Annotated in this window: 19 protein-coding genes; 12 read left to right on the forward strand and 7 right to left on the reverse strand. The window is 39.6% G+C overall.

Going from position 1 to position 21,949, the window contains the following annotated elements; translation table 11 throughout:
- Nucleotides 1-6 precede the first annotated feature (6 nt).
- From ABF638_RS07225 to ABF638_RS07250, 6 genes are all read right to left on the reverse strand, one after another.
- Nucleotides 7-483: a hypothetical protein gene (locus tag ABF638_RS07225; protein ID WP_435021492.1), complete on the reverse strand. Its 477-nt coding sequence runs from the start codon at nucleotides 481-483 to the stop codon at nucleotides 7-9.
- Nucleotides 484-608: 125 nt separating this feature from the next.
- On the reverse strand, nucleotides 609-3,005 hold the full coding sequence (locus ABF638_RS07230; RefSeq protein WP_435021494.1) for a hybrid sensor histidine kinase/response regulator: 2,397 nt from the start codon (nucleotides 3,003-3,005) through the stop codon (nucleotides 609-611).
- A gap of 910 nt (nucleotides 3,006-3,915) precedes the next feature.
- The gene (gene hpsU, locus ABF638_RS07235) at nucleotides 3,916-4,515 is read right to left on the reverse strand and encodes a hormogonium polysaccharide biosynthesis acetyltransferase HpsU (protein WP_420762219.1); all 600 of its coding nucleotides are present in this window, start codon (nucleotides 4,513-4,515) and stop codon (nucleotides 3,916-3,918) included.
- Nucleotides 4,516-4,603: 88 nt separating this feature from the next.
- Nucleotides 4,604-5,560 carry a glycosyltransferase family 2 protein gene (locus tag ABF638_RS07240; protein WP_435021497.1) on the reverse strand — a complete coding sequence of 319 codons (957 nt, stop codon included), beginning with the start codon at nucleotides 5,558-5,560 and terminating at the stop codon, nucleotides 4,604-4,606.
- A 23-nt stretch (nucleotides 5,561-5,583) separates the two neighbouring features.
- Nucleotides 5,584-6,516, reverse strand: coding sequence for a glycosyltransferase (locus ABF638_RS07245; RefSeq protein WP_420762218.1), 933 nt, complete (start codon nucleotides 6,514-6,516; stop codon nucleotides 5,584-5,586).
- A gap of 134 nt (nucleotides 6,517-6,650) precedes the next feature.
- On the reverse strand, nucleotides 6,651-7,478 hold the full coding sequence (locus ABF638_RS07250) for a hypothetical protein (protein ID WP_435021499.1): 828 nt from the start codon (nucleotides 7,476-7,478) through the stop codon (nucleotides 6,651-6,653).
- Nucleotides 7,479-7,693: 215 nt separating this feature from the next.
- On the opposite strand from ABF638_RS07250, the gene cobU reads away from it, so the two are divergent.
- The 12 genes from cobU (at nucleotide 7,694) to ABF638_RS07310 (ending at nucleotide 19,099) form a co-directional block, all read left to right on the forward strand.
- A complete protein-coding gene (gene cobU / locus ABF638_RS07255; RefSeq protein WP_435021501.1) occupies nucleotides 7,694-8,269 on the forward strand; it encodes a bifunctional adenosylcobinamide kinase/adenosylcobinamide-phosphate guanylyltransferase in 576 nt (191 codons plus the stop codon).
- Between the two features lie 52 nt (nucleotides 8,270-8,321).
- Complete coding sequence (locus ABF638_RS07260) at nucleotides 8,322-8,792, forward strand: hypothetical protein (RefSeq protein ID WP_435021503.1); 471 nt, start codon at nucleotides 8,322-8,324, stop codon at nucleotides 8,790-8,792.
- Nucleotides 8,793-9,379: 587 nt separating this feature from the next.
- The gene (locus ABF638_RS07265; protein WP_435021505.1) at nucleotides 9,380-9,631 is read left to right on the forward strand and encodes a CTB family bacteriocin; all 252 of its coding nucleotides are present in this window, start codon (nucleotides 9,380-9,382) and stop codon (nucleotides 9,629-9,631) included.
- Between the two features lie 167 nt (nucleotides 9,632-9,798).
- Nucleotides 9,799-10,050, forward strand: a complete 252-nt coding sequence (locus ABF638_RS07270; protein ID WP_435021505.1) for a CTB family bacteriocin — start codon at nucleotides 9,799-9,801, stop codon at nucleotides 10,048-10,050.
- Between the two features lie 131 nt (nucleotides 10,051-10,181).
- Nucleotides 10,182-10,433 carry a CTB family bacteriocin gene (locus tag ABF638_RS07275; protein WP_435021507.1) on the forward strand — a complete coding sequence of 84 codons (252 nt, stop codon included), beginning with the start codon at nucleotides 10,182-10,184 and terminating at the stop codon, nucleotides 10,431-10,433.
- Between the two features lie 166 nt (nucleotides 10,434-10,599).
- Nucleotides 10,600-10,845, forward strand: a complete 246-nt coding sequence (locus ABF638_RS07280; RefSeq protein WP_435021509.1) for a CTB family bacteriocin — start codon at nucleotides 10,600-10,602, stop codon at nucleotides 10,843-10,845.
- Between the two features lie 286 nt (nucleotides 10,846-11,131).
- Nucleotides 11,132-11,428, forward strand: a complete 297-nt coding sequence (locus ABF638_RS07285) for a hypothetical protein (protein WP_435021511.1) — start codon at nucleotides 11,132-11,134, stop codon at nucleotides 11,426-11,428.
- 121 nt (nucleotides 11,429-11,549) lie between these two features.
- Nucleotides 11,550-13,700, forward strand: a complete 2,151-nt coding sequence (locus ABF638_RS07290) for a peptidase domain-containing ABC transporter (protein ID WP_435021513.1) — start codon at nucleotides 11,550-11,552, stop codon at nucleotides 13,698-13,700.
- A gap of 24 nt (nucleotides 13,701-13,724) precedes the next feature.
- The gene (locus ABF638_RS07295) at nucleotides 13,725-15,128 is read left to right on the forward strand and encodes an HlyD family secretion protein (RefSeq protein ID WP_435021515.1); all 1,404 of its coding nucleotides are present in this window, start codon (nucleotides 13,725-13,727) and stop codon (nucleotides 15,126-15,128) included.
- A 321-nt stretch (nucleotides 15,129-15,449) separates the two neighbouring features.
- A complete protein-coding gene (locus ABF638_RS07300) occupies nucleotides 15,450-16,109 on the forward strand; it encodes a hypothetical protein (protein WP_435021517.1) in 660 nt (219 codons plus the stop codon).
- A 309-nt stretch (nucleotides 16,110-16,418) separates the two neighbouring features.
- Nucleotides 16,419-17,096 carry a response regulator gene (locus ABF638_RS07305; RefSeq protein WP_435021519.1) on the forward strand — a complete coding sequence of 226 codons (678 nt, stop codon included), beginning with the start codon at nucleotides 16,419-16,421 and terminating at the stop codon, nucleotides 17,094-17,096.
- A 113-nt stretch (nucleotides 17,097-17,209) separates the two neighbouring features.
- Entirely contained in the window at nucleotides 17,210-19,099 is a 1,890-nt protein-coding gene (locus ABF638_RS07310; RefSeq protein ID WP_435021521.1) for a CHASE2 domain-containing protein, read from the forward strand.
- A gap of 815 nt (nucleotides 19,100-19,914) precedes the next feature.
- Here the strand turns inward: ABF638_RS07310 and ABF638_RS07315 are convergent.
- Nucleotides 19,915-21,663 carry an endonuclease gene (locus ABF638_RS07315; protein ID WP_435021523.1) on the reverse strand — a complete coding sequence of 583 codons (1,749 nt, stop codon included), beginning with the start codon at nucleotides 21,661-21,663 and terminating at the stop codon, nucleotides 19,915-19,917.
- Between the last annotated feature and the right edge of the window lie 286 nt (nucleotides 21,664-21,949).

The following is a 21,949-nucleotide window of genomic DNA, read 5'->3' on the forward strand; positions in this document are numbered from 1 at the left end:
CTTTTTTTAATTTCTTTCAGGGTTAAGTTCGTTGATTTCTTTGCACTTCGCCTCTGCGGCTTGATATGCTGCTAAATAGTCTTGACCACCCAGCATTATATCACCGTAATATTCATAAGGTGGATCACCATAGATTGGCAATGGTTCATCTTCTGGATAATCTTCTTTTGATTCTTCAATGATGGCTTTCAGTTTTTTAACGGTCAGCCTTTGTGCTGCAAAATACCAGAGTTCTTCGGGGTTTTTGTTCAGGTGCGGTAATGTCGGATCGATAATGCGGACATCGGAGGCGTCGCCTAGCTCAATCCAACTGTGTTCAATCGGTCTATATGGCTTCCCAGTAAAAGCCAAAAATCCCTGAATGTATCTTGCTCCCTCAGTGGATAATGCTGCTTTGTAAGCATTATCAAACGGAGTGCTAGCCTTGCTGTCTATCCGTTCAGCAATTTTGATTGACAGCGTTTCATCCAATAGTTTGTTCATCAATAGTAAGGATTAGAGCAGCCATAAAAACATATTACCACTGCTACTTACCATTTTGCTTGGGCATTGATTATTCACTTTGAACTAAAGACAAATAGCAAATGACAAATGACCAATGACAAACTCTACTTTGTGTTAATCACCATCTGTAAATTTATTAACAAGTCGCTTGAGGTGTAAGGCTTAGATAAAAGTGTTTTGACGCTATTACCGAGGATTTTAATCATTTCATGATTAGAGGCTAATCCACTAACACCAATAATTTTGATGTCGGGATTAATTTTTTTCAACACATTGATAGTTGTTGGCCCATCCATAGATGGCATCATCATATCAATTAACACTACACTAATTTCTTGTTGATGTTTTGTATAAAGTGCGATCGCATCAATACCATCACTAGCCACCAAAACTTTATAGGCATTTTTTTCTAACCAGGTTTGAGTAACCTCTCGAATTGAATCTTCATCATCAACAACGAGAATCAATTCTCCATGACCTGCGGGTAATTCCTGATCTCCAGCTAATTTGTTATCTGCATCAATTGTCTGCGTCACGGGTAAGCAAACTTGAAACTCTGTACCCTTGCCCACTTCAGTAACTACATTCACAAAACCATTGTGGCTTTTGATAATACCAAGCACTGTTGAAAGACCAAGCCCTGTGCCTTTACCCAGTTCCTTGGTTGTGAAAAATGGCTCAAAAATTCTATCTACTATTTCTCTGTTAATTCCTGTACCTGTATCACAGACGCTAATCATCACGTAAGAACCTACCTTAGCATCAATATTCATTCGGGCATAGTTGCTATCAACCCAGAAATTCTTTGCAGAAATCTCTAGAATTCCGCCATAGGGCATAGCATCACGAGCATTAATACAGAGGTTCATCAGCATTTGGTGTAACTGAGTAGCATCGCCAAAGATATTCCATAAGTTTTGCCCAGGTACATCAATGCGTATTTCAATAGCTCTAGAAAATGTTTGCTTAACAATATTTTCAATTTCTGAAATTAAATACCGCACATGTAAGGTTTTAAAGTTACCTACAGAGCCGCGTGAAAACCATAGCACTTGTTTAACTAAATCTGCCGCACGTTTAACGTTTGTTTCCATAATTGTCAGCCATTGCTGACTTTTTTCATCAGGAAGTTTTGCTTCTAAAAGTTGTACTGTCATCATCATTGGTGTCAGCGCATTATTAAGATCGTGGGCGATACCACTTGCCAGAGTGCCAAGACTTTCCATTCGCTGGGCCCGGAGAAACTGTGCTTCGAGTTGCTTTTTTTCTGTAATATCGGAGTTGACAATCAGTATAGATTTGGCTTGTCCCTCATCATTATTTACTAGTGTCCAGCGGCTAGCAACGATAATTTCTTTGCCTTCTTTTGTGACTTGATGTAATTCACCTTGCCATGAACCACTCTCAGCTAAGGTTTCCTGGATGTTTTTCAGTTTGCAAAAACTTTGCTTTCGATATAAAAGGTGATTGGCATTTTTGCCTAGTGCTTCTTCTAACATCCAACCGTAGAGATGTTCAGCCCCTTTATTCCAAAATTGAATTTGGTGAACTAAATCTTGAACGATAATCGCGTCTGTGGTGATGTCGAGCAAAGCAGCTTGTTCACGGATTTTCTGTTCTGCATTTTTGCGATCGCGTAGCGCAGCTTGCTGTTCGGTAATATCAATTATAAAGCCCGCCATCCGAGCAACTTTGCCTGTAGAGTCTAAAAAGATATACCCGTTATCTTCAACTGTGATGTAAGTCCCATCTTTGCGACAGATGCGAAATTCAAGGTTGAAGCGCTCTTTTGTGGATAAAACGCGGTTAATCTCTTTGTTAAACAAGTTTCTATCATCAGGATGAATTAACTCTAAGCAACGCTTCAAACCTCCTAACATCTCAGGCATAGAGTAACCTAATATTCGCTCTACATTGCCACCATATATAATATCGTTGGTATGCAAATGCCAGTCATAGAGAATCTGACCACTGGCTTGAATTATTGCTTGATAGCGATTGTTCCACTCGTCTAATGCATTGGAATGACATCGCAGTTTTTCCTCTACCTGCTGGCGCTCAAAGATTTCCATCTCTAAACGCTTATTTTGCTCTGTGAGTTTTTTTGTGAGGTTTCGTAAACGTAAATGGGTATTTACTCTAGCTAAAACTTCTTCATGTTCTAAAGGTTTAGTGATATAATCTACTGCGCCAAGATTCAAACCTTTGACTTTATCCACCTTGTCATTCATGGCAGTTATGAAGATTACGGGAATATCTTGAGTGGCTGGATTTTTTTTCAAAAGTCTGCAAGTCTCAAAACCATCGATTCCTGGCATTAATACATCCAATAAAATTAGATCAGGTGAGGCATGTTCTGCTATATTAATTGCACTGCTTCCATCTTCAGTTATTAAAACTTTAAAACCGTAATATTCTAAAAAATCGAATAACACTTCTAGATTAATAGGAGTATCATCAACTATTAAAATGACAGATTTTTCTTTTTTATTAAAATTCATACTTGCCTCTTATTAAATTCACTTTAAAGTTTATCGAATTGGTTTGTCTTTAAAATTTTTTGCAAGATGAGAAAAATGGATGGTAATCGGCACTTGATTACCTACTTGTTGGAATGGCACAAAAATTTACTAATTAGACTATATACTGGCTGATTTTGCATATCACATCTTCTGCTAATTTTTTTAGATATGCACGAATTTTAAACTTGAAAACAAAAAGATTTAATTAAAAGTAAATTATTTCTAGAGAATAGCAATCTGATCGCGAAGTGGTAGTGAGTCTTGTCTACGACACGCTACGCGAACGAGCGTCTTTGATTCCTGAATCACTCATAGATATAGGGAATATATAGCAATATAGTTCAGATAAGACGAAAACACTTGTAGAGACGGCGATTTATCGCGTCTTAAGAACCCACAACTTTGTGCGATTAGCCCTTAACTGAACCGTATTGGAATATATGGGACTCATATTCGATTTGTGTTCTAGGTTAGAGCACTGCAAGTTGAGAATTCAATGTCGGCGATGCCTGCGGTTTTTACAAGCCTACGCTACTTGCAATTTTAGCTTGCCGATTCACCTATCGCCGATCAATCAAAATCTTCTAAATATAATAATTACCGATTTTGACAAGTACTTAACTTATTATGAGAGTAAACGCTTTAAGTATATAGCGATCGCACTTTTATTCTCTTCCCAAAAGCAAATCAATATGTCGCAAAAGTAGGGGCGCAAAGCTAGCTGTACGCCCCTACTAAGTAAACAAAAATAGCTCAAACTATGTTAAGCAATGTAAATAAATTTAATTCTATTGGTTTGTAGTAAGTGGCTCCAGCCTCTACTACAAACCTGAGCAAATCACAGGGCGATTTAAAACCACCACCAAATTTTTAATTTGGGGCTGCTTATTCAGGAGTGATCTGAATCCCCAATCGAGGTAAAACCTTCTGCCTCCTTCAACCGAACCGTCTTAGGACGACAGGGGCTTCCCCAACAAACTTGCCCAGAGGGCATATTAGTAAAAACACTACTACGAGCGCCAATTACAGCATTAGCCCCGATTTGTACTCCTGGCCCAACGAAACAATCTGCCGCTACCCATGCACCATTGTCAATAGTGATACTCGCTGTTTTCAACCCAAAAGCAGGGTCTTGGATATCATGACTACCAGTACACAGATAGCTTTTTTGGGAAATTACGCAGTGTTCACCAATATGAATTTGATCAAGGCTGTATAAAACTACGTTATCACCAACCCAACTGTAGTTGCCAATAGTGACTTTCCAAGGATAGGTGAAGCGGGCGGTGGGTCGAATTAATACGCCTTTGCCGATACGAGCGCCAAATAATCGTAGCAAAGCACAACGCAGAATATTTAACGGTTGAGGAGTGAGAGGAAAAGCGATCGCTTGTACAAACCACCATAATAATACATACCAACTTGGACGCCCTCGATCAAACCAAGATTGGTCATATTTGCGTAAATCTACGAAAGGGTCATTAGTCATTCAATTTTGGATTTTAGATTTTGGATTTTAGATTTTAGATTTTAAATTTTTCCTTCAATCCAAAATTCAAAATCTAAAATTGGCAGAGTTAGGAGTCAATGGTCAATAGCTTTCCTTCTGCTCCCCTGCTTCCCTGCTCCTCTGCTTCCTCCTTCGGGGTTGTTGCAGTATTTAAGTGACCACCACAATTGCGTAATTCGTAAAGTTTTACGCCAATTTGATATTCATATTGACTCAGCAAACGTGCATAGATATATCCTGCTTTGCCATCCAAAAAACCACGTTGAATTATATAAAATAAAACAAACCGCAAAAGGGGTTTAAATGGCAGGTGTACCCACACTTTTTTCAAAAAGCGCTTGCGTTGTACGGCATCACCAAATAGATTCGCGCCGATAGTACCGCTATCATCTTTACCTGTGAGAATATTAAAATAAACACTGGCTTCCCAGTTGGAGTAACGGTTGTGCCGTTCTAACCAGTGGTAAAGGTCGCGGAAGTCTTCGTGAAGCATATCATTTTTGAGATACCCAACTTTCCCCTGCAAAATCACGTGTTCGTGAACTTCGTTATCACCAGTATTAGGAATATCTTCTGTATTTAGATTTTCGTAGCGACCTTTTTTATGCTGAAATAAACGTAGATTCCAATCGGGATATTTACCACCATAGCGAATCCATTTTCCTAAGAAAAATACACGGCGGTTCAGATAATAACCTGTATATTCATTGTTTTGAATTGCTTGGTCAATTTCTTCCCAAAGTTCGGGGGTGATGCGCTCATCGCAATCTACAATTAGTACCCATTCGTTGCGAAAAGGTAGATTCTCTAAAGACCAATTTTTCTTTTTAGGCCAGCGTCCATTGAAGTTGAATTGCACGACATTTACACCGTGACTTTTAGCAATTTCAATGCTGTTGTCGGTACTTTGAGAATCTACTACAAATATTTCATCTGCTCTGCTAAGGCTAGCAAGGCACGCAGGCAAATTTACTTGTTCATTTTTAGCTGGAATTAGTACTGAAACTGGTATTTTAGATGACATACGTGTATAAATTATGTTATTGGTTATTTCTTATTTGATGTAGATAAAAGACCTTGAATAGCAGCATTTAAGTAACCAATCTGACCGTAAGCATAAACAAGTTTGTCAAACCGTTCTGCGGGATCAGAGAAATATTGCAATGCCTTATACAAGCCGCGTACAAACCGTTCGCTACCTCGCTGCAATTGAGCGATCCCAGCTTTACCAGCGAGTTGTTCTCGATAACATTCACTGATACCTTGCCACCAGCCTCGGTTTAAAAACCAGGAGCGTTGGAGGCGCTCTGGGGCTACATTGTGAGCGACTAGTGCTTCGGGAAGATAAGCGACTTGCCAACCACGCTGTAGGGCAAATTCGGTCATTTGCAGTTCTTCATTTGATAATAGATTTTTCCCTACTCGACCGAGATGTGGATCAAAACCGCCAATTTCTTCTAGGAAACTGCGGCGGATGGAGTAATTTAAGCCTCTGGGTGTTGAGCCAGGTTGCTCAATGTAGATGTTACTGTCACCCAAGTCGTATGCACCCAAATTTGCAGCTAGGCCTGGAGATAGCCACCGTGGTTGTTGAATTCCTGGGGGCCAGATGAGAGTAACTTTACCTCCTGCGATCGCAAGCTTAGAGTTATTGTAATAGGCAAAATATAAAACTTGTAGCCAGTGAGGGCAAGCAACAGCATCATCATCCAGATAAGCAAGAATATCACCACTGGCTACTTTTGCACCCGTGTTGCGGGCGACAGATAAACCAATGGTGGGTTCAAAAACATATTTCAGGCGCGGATTGTGGGCCCTTTCTTCTACAACTTCACGAGTGCGATCGCTAGATCCATTATCAATTACCACAATTTCAAAGTCAGCAGCAAAATCTTGTGCTAAAAGACTATCAATTGCAGCCCCTAAATAGGTATCTCGATTGTGAGTACAGATAATGGCAGAGATTTGGGTGTCTGGCATGAATTTAATTTTGGATTTGAGATTTGGGATTTTAGATTAAAATCTTAAATCCAATGCACAACTGCTGAGAGCTAATCTAAACCAAAAGTTACTGACTCACCAACCGAGTTTCTTCGGAAATAATCTTTAAAACTTCACGTTTGTTGAATATGACTGTGTAAAACTACAAGAGTTTGGGCTAGTTGACTCAGGCGGGTTTCCAAGGATTGCTTGCGCCCTAACAGTTGACGTAACTTTTGGTAACGAGCGATCGCCATACTAACATTGGGAACCTGATCCGCTGGACATGGACGCGACCAGACTTTACCAGTGTCGTCCACACCACAGAGGCGGTAGCCAGTAATAGATGATTGATAAGATACTTTCCCACCACTGGCGCAAATTTCTTCTACGTAGTTCATCAGGCGGTCAACTTCTGCATGGCGCAGTGTTGCGGTTCCTCCTGGTTCTGGTTCGGTGGGATTGGATTCTAACCAGCCATTGACAATTGGGCCTTCTAAGTAAATATCCTGAATTTGCTTCAAAATATTTTGCAATTCTGTTTGCCAACCGGCGACAGTTTCTTGAATTTCTTGCAATAGATTCATCGCCAATCCAGGATTGGCACCGTGTCGATGGCTACTAAAGCTTGGAGTTTTCAACTTGGGTAGGCTGGGTGTTTTGCCACCATTATCTTCTGCTTGAAAGGTCTGCACAGAGTCGTGGTGAGGAAAGAAATTTTGCTCGTGAGGATAATCACTGTCAGTATCTACACCCAAGTCAACTGTTTTTTCTTGTGTATTTAGTTCCCCATTCTGAGAGGATGGAGTTTGTGTACTTTCTGTGGGTTCATTGGCTCCGACGCTGATTCTAAAAGAGAAAGGGCGTTTTGTCGTCGAATCACCTGTTTCAGCGGCAGAGGCAGTGCCGCGATTGCCTAAATCGTGTAGAGTTGCTTCAATGCGTTTTAAGCCTGCGTTCATAAAAACATCCTAAAGTTTGCTGTCCCCAGTGGTATTGAATAATTAAGAATGGGGTTGTTGGGATTTTCGGCTTTTGCCAATTGTGGCATCAATGATGCTGGTGCTAATTTTATCTCTTAAAAGTTATTTGAAACCAAAAATCTCACCGATGAAAGAAAAAACTTTAGTGATAAATTGCAACCCTAGCATATTGTTAAAATACTCAGGAAACCATTTTGGGTAAAATCATCTTAGTAACAGGGCCAGCACGATCTGGTAAAAGTGAATGGGCGGAAACTCTAGCCATGCAATCAGGAAAAGCAGTTGTTTACGTAGCAACAGCCATCGATAACCCAGATGACCAAGAGTGGCATCAACGCATTCTAGATCACCAACAACGTCGTCCCGAAGACTGGGTAACTTTATCTGTACCTGTGGAGTTGCCTGCTACCCTGGCTGATGCCAAACCCTATACCTGCCTTTTAGTTGATTCTTTAGGAACTTGGGTTGCTAATCTCCTGGAACAGGACGAATCTAGCTGGGAAAACATTCTTGCAGAGTTGTTAGAGACGGTGGATTTGGTTGCTGCTGATATAGTGTTTGTAGCAGAAGAGGTGGGTTGGGGTGTGATACCAGCTTATCCCCTTGGAAGAATGTTCCGCGATCGCCTTGGTTCTTTAGTCCGCCAGCTAAGTGTACTCAGCGAAACTGTTTATTTAGTTACTGGTGGTCATGTTCTCAATCTCAGCGTCCTTGGTTCGCCATTGCCAAATAGAGAGGATGCTGGAACATTCAGGAGTCAAGATTCTTAACTCTTGATTCAAATTAATCCAAAATCTAAAATCTAAAATCTAAAATTGTAATATGGCAACCAAACAAGAAGTTAGAGGATACCTTGCCTACTGGTTTCAGTTGGGTAAGAAAGTGATTATGGACAACGGTAAGGCAAGCCTTTTGCCTCAAGACGCTCTCTACGAGACGCTGCGCGAACGCGGACTCGCTATCGCTCCGCTATCGGTGCTAAATGGCGATCGCTATAGTGAAGAATTTGAAGAGTGCTGGCAGAAAATTATCTCACCGGAATCGGGTGACTGTTACCTAGAGGGTACACATGAAACCATTGCTGAACTGTTGACACCGGCATGGGATATGCTGCCTTGTGGTCGTTGCAATATGCCAGTAGCCGCACGAAACGTCGGGATGCCGGCATTGTTATGCCCCTGTAATGATTTACCTAACTGGCCTAATACCGAATTGCCAGCACCACGAGAGCCAATTAAGACTCAAGACCAACTCAAAACAATTCGCGATCGGCTTGTAGATAATATTGCATAAACAAACAACCAAGTTGTAAATCTGATAAGTTTTTTCTAATTATTTGATTATCTTAATTTTTCCTGTACTGGCTTTTAGTTCCACTACAGGATTTTTGTATGTCTGTGTCAGGGGCTATTGCATACAAAATACAAGATTTTAATTTTAACGTGAGTTCGATGAACCTCTCCGAAACGGAAAGGGAGGAGCAACGAAAAATTCAGCCTTTTGCTCCCCTCTCCGTGTCGGAGAGGGGTTGGGGGAGAGGTCAAATAAGACTTGTCGAACTCACGTTAATTTTATATTTTTCCCACGGATAACTGGGCAAAAGTTTATTTTTTTACCTTATTATTAACAGCCTATTGTAATTTATCATCCTCCAGACAGAGGATAAAACCCTGTTTTTATCCATACGTATTTTTAGGACAGACTATTGGCTTAATTGTGCAACAACTTTTTATAAACATGGAAATTAAGTTTGCATAAAAAGCAAATGACTCTTCTAATTGCTTACCTCTATTGTATTAACAAGCGACGAGTTAAGGCGCAAAAAGCGCAATCAACTAATAGCTAAAAACTCATCTAAATAAATTACGAGGTTTGTAATTATGTCTAACGTATTGTTTACCGAATTATCCAACGAGCAACAAGAAATTGTCGCTGGCGGTGTTGATTTTCAACTAGATGCAACTTTTTTCGCAGCGCGGGAAAATGTTCTCAATGGTGGTACTAGTTCTGATCCTAGTGGCAGTACTGCTGACTCAAATGGTAGATCTACAGAGATTGCAACTGCTGGACTAGCTTTTTTAGCTTTGGGTGCTAGTGACATTCCCGAAATTTCTAAAGGATACGGCCATTAACTTGAGCAGCTAAAAAAGAGCAATCAACTAATACGTGAGTTTGATGAAATAAATTTAGTAACGAAGGAGTTAGATAGGATTACAAAATTAATCTGCTAACTCTCCGTCACAAACTCACGTATCTAATACTCAACGTTCATCAACTCAAAATTACGAGGTTTGTAATTATGTCTAACGTATTGTTTACCGAATTATCCAACGAGCAACAAGAAATTGTAGCTGGTGGTGTTGATTTTCAACTAGATGCAACTTTTTTCGCAGCGCGGGAAAATGTTCTCAATGGTGGTACTAGTTCTGATCCTAGTGGCAGTACTGCTGACTCCAATGGTAGATCTACAGAGATTGCAACTGCTGGACTAGCTTTTTTAGCCTTGGGTGCTAGTGACATTCCCGAAATTTCCAAAGGATACGGCCATTAACTTGAGCAGCTAAAAAACGGCAATGAATTAATACATGAGTTCGACAAAACTAATCTTCTAACTCTCCGTCACAAACTCATGTAGCTCTAAAGGTTCATTAAATAAAAACAAAAACTAGGAGCTTTACAGCTATGTCTCATGAATTGTTTACCGAATTATCCAACGAGCAACAAGAAGTTGTAGCTGGTGGTGTTGATTTTCAACTAGATGTCAGTTTTTTCGCAGGAGAGGAAAATATTCTTAATGGCGATAGCAGTTCTGATCCTCATGGCAGTGCCGCTGATTCTAACGGTAAGTCTACAGAGATTAAGACTGGTGGACTAGCTTTATTAGGCTTAGGTGCTCATGACATTCCTGATATTTCAAAAGTATACACCTATTAAGTTAGTAGCTAAAAACCGACAATCAACTAATGCATGAGTTCCATGAAAAGAGTTTCAAAACAAAGGACTTAGATAGAATGACAAAATCAATCTTTCAAACCTTAGTCGCGAACTCATGTAGTTAATACTAAACGTTCATCAAATCAAAAGTAGGAAGTTTGCAGCTATGTCTCACGAATTGTTTACAGAATTATCCAACGAGCAACAAGAAGTTGTAGCTGGTGGTGTCGATTTTCAAATAGATGCTACTTTTTACGACGCTAGTGAAAATATTCTAAATGGCAGTAGTTCTTCAGGACCAAATGGCAGCACTGCTAAATCTAATGGGAAGTCTAAAAATGTTAAGACTGCTGGACTAGCTTTCTTAGCCTTAGATGCTAATCACATTCCTGACCTTTTAAAGAACCACTAAAAAATAATCCACAGAGGCGTTGTTTAAAATTTCAGCATTGGAAACATTAGCGGCACACTTAAAAACAACTTGGTACTAAAGATTTCACAGATGACCCATAATAAGACGATTATATGGGTCATTTTTTGTTCCAAAGTAGTACCTGGTATTTCGCTGTTGTAGTTTTGTCATTTTCAACATTGATTATCTTTGGGTGCTTACAACGTTACTACGTCAAAAGATTTGATTATTTTGCTGTTCATGCTGTTGCAAGCTGTTTAGATTACCAAAGTATAGAGCTAATACTATGTCTAACAATATCACACACCAAAAGCGTGAATTATTTCTTGATTTATCTGAACAAGAGCAAGAAATTGTATCTGCTGGAAGTTTAGTTTCTAATCCCGATTATTTTTTCCTGCAAAGGACAAATCTAGAAACTTTTGCCATTAATGAAAGTAATATTTCTGATGGTGATTCTAGTTTCTCTAGTAAGCAAGAAACTGGATATGCGCTTTCACAAACTACGATTGGATTTAGCGGGCAAGGCGGAAGAAGCTTAAATTTTTGCGATAAATTGTTTCTGATGTTTTTATTATGGTGAAAACCATAAATTAGCTTGATTGATAGCCGATGAATTTAATAGTATTTAGGAATTCAAAAATATCGCAATAGATTGACAACATTTTAGGGTAGCAGTTGTCATTATGTAGGGCAATTTACCGATGAAATACCAGTTTGTTAAACAGCATAGTGAAGAAGACTGCGGAGCTGCTTGTCTTGCTGCTATTGCCAAATATTATGGACGTACTTTTACTCTCAGCCGCATTCGTGAAGCTGTAGGTACTGGGCAATTTGGAACTACTTTATTAGGGTTGAAGCGGGGAGCAGAAACACTTGGGTTTAATGCTCGTCCAGTGAAAACTTCCCCAGAACTTCTCAACCGAATGAATGAAGCACCTCTACCGGCAATTATTCACTGGAAAGGGAATCATTGGGTTGTTTTATATGGTAAAAAAGGCAAAAAATGTTTAGTTGCAGATCCGGCTGTAGGGGTTCGCTATCTTTCTCAACAAGAGATAGCAGAAGGTTGGACAGATTGGTTGATACTTTTATTGGAACCTGATCCAATACGCTTTTTTGCCCAAAAGGATGAGAAAGTTGGCGGATTTTGGCGTTTCTTTAAGCGCGTTTGGATTTATCGCGCCATTTTAGCTCAAGTTTTGCCCCTGAACCTAATGTTGGGTTTGCTGTCTTTAGCTTCCCCTTTTCTACTGCAAATTCTCACTGATGATGTGCTGGTTCGAGGTGATACAAAGTTACTTACGACTGTAGCGATCGCAGTTGTGGTGATGAATGTTGTTTCGCGTAGTCTGTCGTTTGTACAGTCTAACTTGATTGCTCACTTTGCACAACGTCTGCAATTAGGGCTAGTTCTAGAATTTGGGCGGCAAATTCTGCGATTACCTCTCTCTTATTATGAAGCTCGTCGCAGTGGTGAAATCGTTAGCCGCCTGCGAGATATTGACCAAATTAATCAGTTAGTTGCTCATTTAATTATCAGTCTACCCAGCCAATTTTTTATTGCATTGATTTCTTTTGGTTTCATGGCTTTTTATAGCTGGAAACTTACGGTAGTGGCCGTATTCATTGCTGTAGTGATGAGCATATCTACAGTAGTCTTCCAGCCTACTTTGCGTCAAAAGACTCGTGAACTTTTAGTTCAAGAAGCCGAAACACAAGGGGTTTTAGTAGAAACATTTAAAGGTGCTCTTACTCTCAAAACCACCACATCTAGACCACAATTTTGGGACGAATTTCAAAGCCGATTTGCTCGTCTTGCTAATGTGACATTTAGCACGATTCAAATTGGCATTATCAATAATACTTTCTCTAGCTTTGTTGCTAGTATTGGTGGCGTTATTTTGCTTTGGTTCGGTGGTAATTTAGTGATTAACCCAGCAGAAAACCTGAGTATTGGGCAATTACTTGCTTTTAACTCAATGAATGGTAATTTTCTGGGCTTAATTGCAACTGTAATCAGTTTTGTTGAAGAATTTACTCGTGCAAAAACAGCTACACAGCGCCTCACAGAAGTTATAGACGCTACTTCCGAAAATGAAGGTGATGAGATCAAGCCTTTTGCAGAAATTCCGGGAGATGCTGATATTGTTTGTACAAATATTAACTTTCACTATGCTGGTAGGCTTGATTTAATCGATGACTTTTCTTTAACTATTCCTGGGGGAAAAGTTGTCGCTATTATCGGTAAATCAGGTTGTGGTAAAAGTACTCTAGCTAAATTGATTGCTGGGTTATATCCGCTACAATCTGGCAATATTCGGATTGGACTTTATAACCTCCAAGACCTTTCTCTTGATTGTTTGCGTCAACAGGTAGTTCTTGTTCCTCAAGAGCCTCATTTCTGGAGTCGTTCTATTGTGGAAAACTTTCGCTTAGGCGCACCACAGGTTACCTTTGAGCAAATTGTCAGAGCTTGCCAAGTTGCGGAAGCTGATGAATTTATCAGTAAGTTACCTGACAAATATCAAACTGTTTTAGGTGAATTTGGTGCAAATATTTCTGGTGGTCAACGTCAAAGGTTAGCAATAGCAAGAGCCATTGTGACCAATCCATCAGTTCTCATTTTGGATGAATCTACTGGTGGACTTGATCCAGTAAGTGAAGCAGAAGTTTTGGATAAATTGTTTAAGCATCGCTGGGGTAAAACTACGATTTTAATTACTCACCGTCCGAAGGTAGTGAATCGCGCTGATTGGATTGTATTGCTAGATCAAGGTAAGTTGAAAATTCAAGGTTCTTTGGAAGAGTTGCGAACCAAACCCGGAGATCATATAGACTTTTTAATTCCTTAAATATTTCCAATTATTCGGATAAACATGCTTTACACTCATAATCAAAAATTTCTACCATCGCTTCAAAAGGATGAATTTCTTCCTCCCATTAGTGCTTGGACATCATTAGCTGGAATATTTCTTGTCGGAACGATTGGTTCTGCGATCGCTCTCTCTTCATGGGTTAAATACAATGTCATGGTGGAAACGGCTGCAACTGTTCGTCCCATAGGCGACACCAAGCTAGTACAACCATCTATTGAGGGAACTGTTGAAACTATCTTTGTGAAAGAAAATCAGATTGTCAAAAAGGGAGAAGCGATCGCTCGTCTCGATACGGAGCAACTGCAAATCCAAAAAAGCCAACTGCAAGGTAATATCGAACAGGGTAGATTGCAACTAATTCAAATTGATGCCCAAAGCGGCGCTTTAGATACTCAGATTATCGCTGAAAAAAGATTCATCGAACGGAGTGTTTCTTCTGCAAAAGCAGAGTTGACACGCAACCAACGAGAGTATCAAGAACGACAAGTTTCTACTCAAAGCGAATTCTTGGTTTCCAAAGCCAGTTTGCAAAAAGCTAGGGCAAGTTTACAAAAAGCCCAAGCTGATTTAGACTTTGCCCAGATGGATAGCGATCGCTATGAGCAACTAGCACAAGTTGGCGCAATTGGTCGGCGTGAATTTGAACAAAAAAAACTAGTTGTTGAGCAGAGTAAATTAATACTTGAAGCTGAAAGAATATCTATTGAGATTGCTCAGGCTAAATTGCAATCAGCTAAAGCTGTAGTTAATCCTAGTACGGCAATAATTGCGATCGCTCAAGAACGCATTGCCCAAGAAATTGCTAGAGGCGAAGCAACTATCGCTACTTTAAACCAACAAAAACAAGCCTTGATGCAGCGACAAGTTGAAATGCAAACCCAACTCAAGCAATATCAAAAAGAACTTCAACAAATTGAAACTCACCTGCAAAATAGCATCATTCGCGCCACCAGTGACGGTATCATTCTCAAGCTCAATTTGCGAAACCCTGGTCAAGTGGTGCGTGCTAGCGAATCTATTGCTGAAATTGTTCCTCAGAATGCTCCTTTAGTAATTAAAGCAATGATTCCGACCGCAGAGATTAAAAAAGTTGCAGTTGGTCAAAAAGTGCAATTGCGAGTTGATGCTTGTCCATATCCTGATTATGGTACTCTCAATGCTGTTGTTAGTGCCATTTCTCCAGATGTAATTACACCTCAAACTAATAATATTAACGTACCGACATCAACTCCTGGTGCTGGCTATTTTGAAGCGACGATTCAACCGGAAATGCTGACATTTGGTAATAACGCTCATCAGTGTCATATCCAATCAGGGATGGATGCAAAAGCTAATATTATCTCCCAAGAAGAGACAGCGCTGCAATTTATGTTGAGAAAGGCCAGACTTACCACTGATCTATGAGCAGATATGAATCTAATGTCTAGTGTTTACCCACCACAACTTGTTCTTGACTGGCATAGATAGGTAAGAGAATTTTGTCCTTTTTATATTTAGCAATGGCGAGAAATCTCCCATGAAATGCGTTAGCGATCTACTGTGAAGTTTTCGGAAATCATCATGGCGCTTTTGGGCAACCATTTTGCAAACGTTGACAGTTTTTTTGGCATAAATATGCCGTGGGTTGCATATAACTTTTTTCTGATGCTACTAGAATAGCTGACATAACAAGATTATGTGAGCGTGGAATTATGTACGCAAATTATACTTTGAATTGTCTACGTTATGTCCCTTGTTCGGTTTCTGACATCTTATCATAGTATTCAACAAGCATTGCAATGGTGGTCTTCTAGGCAGTCAACAAAGCTGTTTTTAGAAGCAGAGAAAATTCGGGATAATTTATTACAAGACTCTTTTACAATCCGTCGCAACTTAGATTTGTTGTCAGTAGATAATTTAAATTTATCAGACAATAGAATTCAAGAGTGCTTAAAGCACATTGATAACTTTCATCACTCTTTAGTGCAATTGAGCGATCGCTTATTTCCAGCATCCCTTCAAGATAGCTTTCCGCTAGCTATTGAGTGCCTATTAGAACCTTGGCTAGCATCGAATTCGCAGTTATATTTTCAAATCGATATGCCAGTCTATTGGCGACATGAGCCAGCAGAACGCAGTCTAATTGTTTTAACAGCTTTAAATGAGTTGCTGATCATCTCTTTAGCAGAAGTTTTGGCACCAACATCAATTTATATCAATTTAAAACAACACAGCAACATAGGACAATTAATTGTAGAGTTTACCTACCCTAATGTCTCTGCATTTGTTTTACATTCTCGCCTACCCGAATTAAATTATCTTTGTGAAAGTTTTCGATTATTAACATCAGGTAAATGCTTTAGCCGCACTAAAAATCTAAGCATTTCTTGGTACTTTTATTGGTAATTATTTTAGAGGTTGTTTCAAAAGTTGTAAAGTATACTTAAAACCCCGCTTCCATTCCTCTCCCCGAAAGGTCGAGAGGCTTTGAAACCCCCATTCCCTTGTAGGGAAGGGCAGGGTGGTTAGGTTTTCGAGGCTTAGATGTTACCAAAAAAAACTTTTCAAATATCCTTTTAGTTGTCCTTTACATATTTTTAATATTTACTATATTTAACCGTCATCAAACAAAATAATTTGACAGCAAATAATTGGCTAACGTAGAGAAATAAGAGGAAAATTAAAATTGTATGTTCAATCAGCAGGCTGTTAATTATGAAACAAGAACTATCCGATAAGTCATTGCTGAAAATTTTGGTAATTGATGACCATGAATCAGTTTTAAGTGGAACAGTAGACATCTTACAAAAACATTATCCTGGTGCTGAAATTGCTACTGCCATAAATGCTAACAATGCTCTCAGCCAAATTATTAACCCTGGGCTAGACCTTGTGGTTACGGATCTTTCTATTCCAGAAGATTATGGGATGACAGCACGACCTGATACAGGTGTTCAACTTCTCAGAACTCTAATGAAACACCATCCCAACTTAAATATTCTTGTCCAAACTGCTCATGTCAGAACACTGGTGAGAATTAGACCTGATATTGATAGTCATAAAGGAGGTTTTACAGTCGCTGATAAAAGTCTTTCCACCCAAGAAATGTTAACCAGAGTTGATTGGGCATTACAGGGATTAACTCATACGAAAGATATCAAAGGAATTTATGCAGGATTAGAATTTAAACCAGAGTGGCTGAGAGTACTAATTCTTGCATTTGAGGAAGGATTACAAGATAAAGCTATTGCCGAACGAATGTGTATATCTGAACGAATGGTGCGTCATTACTGGAGTAAGCTACAAGACGCTTTAAATGTTTATCCTGATGAGGGTAAAAATATCCGTATTCAAACTGAAATACGAGCTAGGGAAGAAGGTTTAATTGATTAGTTAATAATCAATATTTAAGGGTTGTCTGTCATTAGTGCTTAATAGAAGTTAAATTTTTTATTTATTAAAGTGACTTACTAATTACTTTTAGCTAAAGGCTAGGAGACAAGCTTATGCAGCCTGGACTTTGGAAAATAATCAAAAAAGAAATTAGCATTTGGCGTGTAGGTGCATTACCAGGAATTGTAGTTATTGCATTGGTGATAATTGCTCATCTTACTGGTTCAATGCAATCTTTAGAGTGGCTAGCTTTTGATAGTCTTCTCCGTCTGCGTCCTGAAGAATCTATCGATGAACGAATCGTGCTTGTGGGAATTAATGAAGATAATATTAGCTCTGATAAAGATTATTTAATAGATTCTTCAATATCAGATAGGGATTTGGCAGCACTGCTGTGGAAACTACAAGCATGTAAACCCAGAGTGATCGGTCTTGATATTTATCGGGATTTAGCAGTTAATCCTGGTAACGGAGAACTAGTTGCAGCTTTTAAAAATATCAAAAATTTAATTGTGATTGAAAAAGTATTGCCTAAGCAAATTGCTGCGCCACCAGGTTTATCCCCTAAACAAATTGGTTTTGCAGATCAAATCACGGATGGTGATGGTAAACTAAGGCGAAGTTTATTAGCAATACCAACAACTCAAGGCTACAAGTTATCTTTTTCTCTACGTTTAGCCAAAGCTTATTTAGCTCATGAAGATATTAGCTTAAAAAACGGTATTAGCGATCGCACTCCCATAAAGCTAGGGAATACTGCACTACCACGATTTTTCCCCAACTCTGGGGGCTATGTACGAACCAATGCAACTGGTGTTCAAACACTGCTCAATTTTCGTAGTGGGCGAGCAAGATTTAGAACTATATCTTTAAATGATATTAAAAGCAACAAATTTAATTCAGACTGGGTGCGCGATCGCATTGTCATTATCGGCATAACTGGCCCCAGCCGTAAAGACTTTGTAACTACATCTAACCAACTTGCAAAACGGCAAGTTTATGGAGAGGAAATTCAAGCACACGCTGCTAGCCAAATTGTCAGTGCAGTACTTGACGATCGACCACTTTTAGACACTTGGCAAGATGAATGGGAATATCTGTGGATTTTTGCCTGGGGTTTTTTAGGAATTGCGATCGCTCGATTGACTAAATCTACTTTGGCAAATCTAATAGTAGTCGGTATTACTAGTGCTACTTTAGTGGTTACTAGTTATTTACTCTTAACTTGGGGTTGGTGGGTTCCAGTAATTCCAACAATTCTTGTCTTAGCTGTAAATGGTATAGAACTTACTGCTTTATATCAATGTGACAAAGTTTTGCGATCGGGACTCAAAGCTAGACAAGATGTCATTGAACGCACATTTGAAACAATTCACAATGGGCCACTACAAAGTCTCGCAAAAGTTTTGAAACTGGTTCGATGCCAAGAATTGCCAATAAAAGAATTGCTCCCAGAACTGGAAAAAGAACTGGAGAAATTAAACCACGAACTCCGAGGAATTTATGAGTTTTTACAACGAGAACCGCCAACTCAAGACAATAGTCTTTATTTAGGAAATACTTTAGTATTAAATTTGCAAGACCCTCTTCACGAAATTCTCTATCAAGTTTATAGCTATACCCTAGCGCGAGACTTTCCCTGCTTTAGAAGCATTAAAATTAAAATCCGTACCTTTGAACCGATAGATGAGCGATGCTTAAGCATTGAACAAAAGCAAGGACTCTGCCGATTTTTAGAAGAAGCTTTGTGCAATGTCGGTAAACACGCCACAGGAGTCACCCGCCTCGAAGTCACCTGCTCATCATCTGGAGGCTGGTACACTTTGAGCATAGTTGATAATGGCTTGGGAATTAAATCATCTAGAGAAGGTCGTGGCACACAACAGTTTAGAAATTTAGCAGAGCAACTCAAAGGGAAATTTCAACGAGTACCTCTTTCTTCTAAAGGAACTATTTGTGAGTTGTCTTGGCCTGTAACTAAGTTTTGGTTCAGTAATAAATAATCTGAATAAGGCAGAAGGCAAAAAGCAGAGGAGATGTAATAATGCGCGAACTACTGAAATGAATACGCGATATACCGAAATGAGAAAGCATTTAAGTTAAATGAGAAAGCAATATGTCTTTTTGCTTGCTGAATCTACTGAAATGAATACGCGATATACCGAAATGAGAAAGCATTTAAGCTAAATGAGAAAGCAATATGTCTTTTTGCTTGCTAAATATACCGAAATGAGAAAGCAATCAGCCTTTTTGCTTACTAAATATACCAAAATGAGAAAGTAATCAGCGAAATAGCTGATTGAATTTGACTTTATTTATATTGTTCTGATGTAGTGACTGAATAATTACTTATAGCCATTTTCAACCTGGTGAGTACAGGTATGCAAATAGACCTAACCCCCTAACCCCCTTCCCGAAGCGGGAAGGGGGAACAATTCAAAGCCTCTCTCCTAAAAGGCTACGGTGTACACACAAGTCCTAAAAACCTAGCTTGATAAGACTTTCCTCGTTCCCAGTCTCCGACTGGGAATGCATTCATTGAGTCTCTGACTCAATGCCAGATTGGAGGCAGAGCCTCCACGAGGAGCATTCCCATGTAGAACATGGGAACGAGATCAAAACGAGGTAAACGAGATAAACGAGAGAAGAATGGAAAATCAAGCTTTTTTCGACTTGTGTGTACACCGTAGCCTGAAAGGAGAGAGGAATGGAAGTGAGGTCAAAATTGTACTTCACGCTTGTGGAGAACCGCTATACCAAAAATATCAGAGGTCTAAAACTCTTCCAAGCAGGATAGATTTAAGACCTCCTGTACTTTTTAATTGCAGTAGGTTCGTTGTGACAGAGTAGGATCTAACACAAAGGGATTATCATTTCCTTGGGGTGTTTTAGCGATCGCATTACTGCGTGCTACCTCACCAGCATCAACTGGATCATCTCCTTGCCACTTACAGAGAGTATCCTTTTGTTTCTCAAAGAAGCTTGCATTTGCTAGTTCTGGGTAGACTGTGCGGAAATAGAAAATTATCCGAGCTATATCTCCTTTTTTCGCCTCCCGTGGTTCAAAAAATCCCCGTTTGAATTCACTGTACTTGTCAATATCTTGGGGATTCGGTTTGAAACTCAGTTCTTCATCGTCGAGATACCAAGACGTAGTTTGGTTATCAGGAATCTCTCCAAATGGAAAGTTGGCGCGATCGCTATTAATTTCTATTCGTGAAGAAAAGAGGTTATGCAAATCGCTTTTTGCCGGGCCTTTGGCTCCCATGCTCTGCGGCCAGACATGTTCTGCATTGATTCTGTGTCGTGCAGCTTCTTCTCTGGGTTTGTCTGAATTTTGGTTGAGCGGCACACTGTAACCAGCGTAGATATCTGTTAATATACCGCCTTGGTTATCTATTTTGGTGTAGAGCAAGTCACGAGCGCTACCATATCCGAGGCTAGTACGAGGAGAGTAAAGGCTATCCAATTTTTTCAGCAAATCATCTCCAGTAATACCAGAAAGAATCGTGCTTGGTGTAACTGCTGGTTCGGGAATAGTAACTGGGACTGATGTAATAGGAGTAGCCTCTCCAACAGCTGATAGAGTAAACCGAGCAATCACAGGATCGTGATCGCTGGCTGACCTAGAAATACCTGCGTTAACGTGAACAGCATTGATCTCAGGATTTCCATTGTTAAGCAAGTTTGGAGTAACCAGGATTTGGTCAATTTGTTCCTTACTTCCTTGAAAGACAAAAGAAAAGCGGTCTGCTAGTGGAATTTTGTTTACCAAATTTTCTAGCTGATTTCCTGCAAGAGCTTTTATCGGCCGGGAGTCTGGAGTATCATTCAAATCGCCAAGAACGACAATATTTGCATTGGGGTCAGTAGTTAAGCGATCTGCAACAAATTCGTTAACAATTGTTGCTTGCTTTATCCGTTTTGGGTTAGAAGCCGCTCCTCCGCTTTTAGAAGCAAAGTGGTTGTTTATCAGGGTGACGGGAATATCGTTGAAAGTAAATTCACCCACTAAAGGTTTGCGACTTTCTAAAAAAGCTGGATCGTCCGCAAAGCGATCAAGTTTCTGTAGCTTAACTCGTTGAGGATTGAACAAAAAGCCTACCCGAATATTGCCACCTGGTTGGCCTCCATCTCGTCCGTTCTGAGGAGGAATTTCTTGATATTCATAGCTTGGGCCTCCTACAGATTGAATTGAATCGATCAAAGTCTTAGCCGTCACAGCGGCATCAACCACTGAACTCAACTCAGCTCCATCATTGTCTTGTACTTCTTGCAAAGCAATAATGTCTGGTGCTTCAAGATTAGTAACAATCTGGTTTGCCAAAGCTGTAAACTTACCGCTTCTGACATCATCATCGACGTTTCTAGTCGTTTTGCGATCAACCTTAGAAACATCTTCCTTTTTAGGATCAAGGTTTTCAACATTGAAGGTAGCAACCGTCAGTTGCGTAGGACTTCCTACCAAAGATGTCACTTCTACACCATAAGCGATTCCTGAAGGAAGGCAGAATGCAATAAAAACAATCAGGCATAGTGTCTGCAAGACTTTTTGGATAGAACTCATGAACATTGTCCTTAATTGCAAATAGAGACTGAATTCAGTTGCAGTGCCATCCCAAAGATATGAGAAACAAATAAATTGAAGTTCTTCTCAAGCCATTTGGCTGTGAAAAACAATCTATCTGTCTCAACTCAAATCAAGCATTGAGTGCAAGTTTTTTCTTGTATTAAGAGGTGTACTTAGTTCGACTTTATCCAAAATTAATAATTTGCTTCTCTTTCTACAGCAAAAACCCTAGTCTTTTGGCAAAACTTTTACCATGTCACTGATTATCGGTGAAATCGAAAAA

It is taken from the genome of Nostoc sp. CALU 1950 (genome assembly GCF_051172895.1).
GTDB lineage: Bacteria > Cyanobacteriota > Cyanobacteriia > Cyanobacteriales > Nostocaceae > Nostoc > Nostoc edaphicum_A.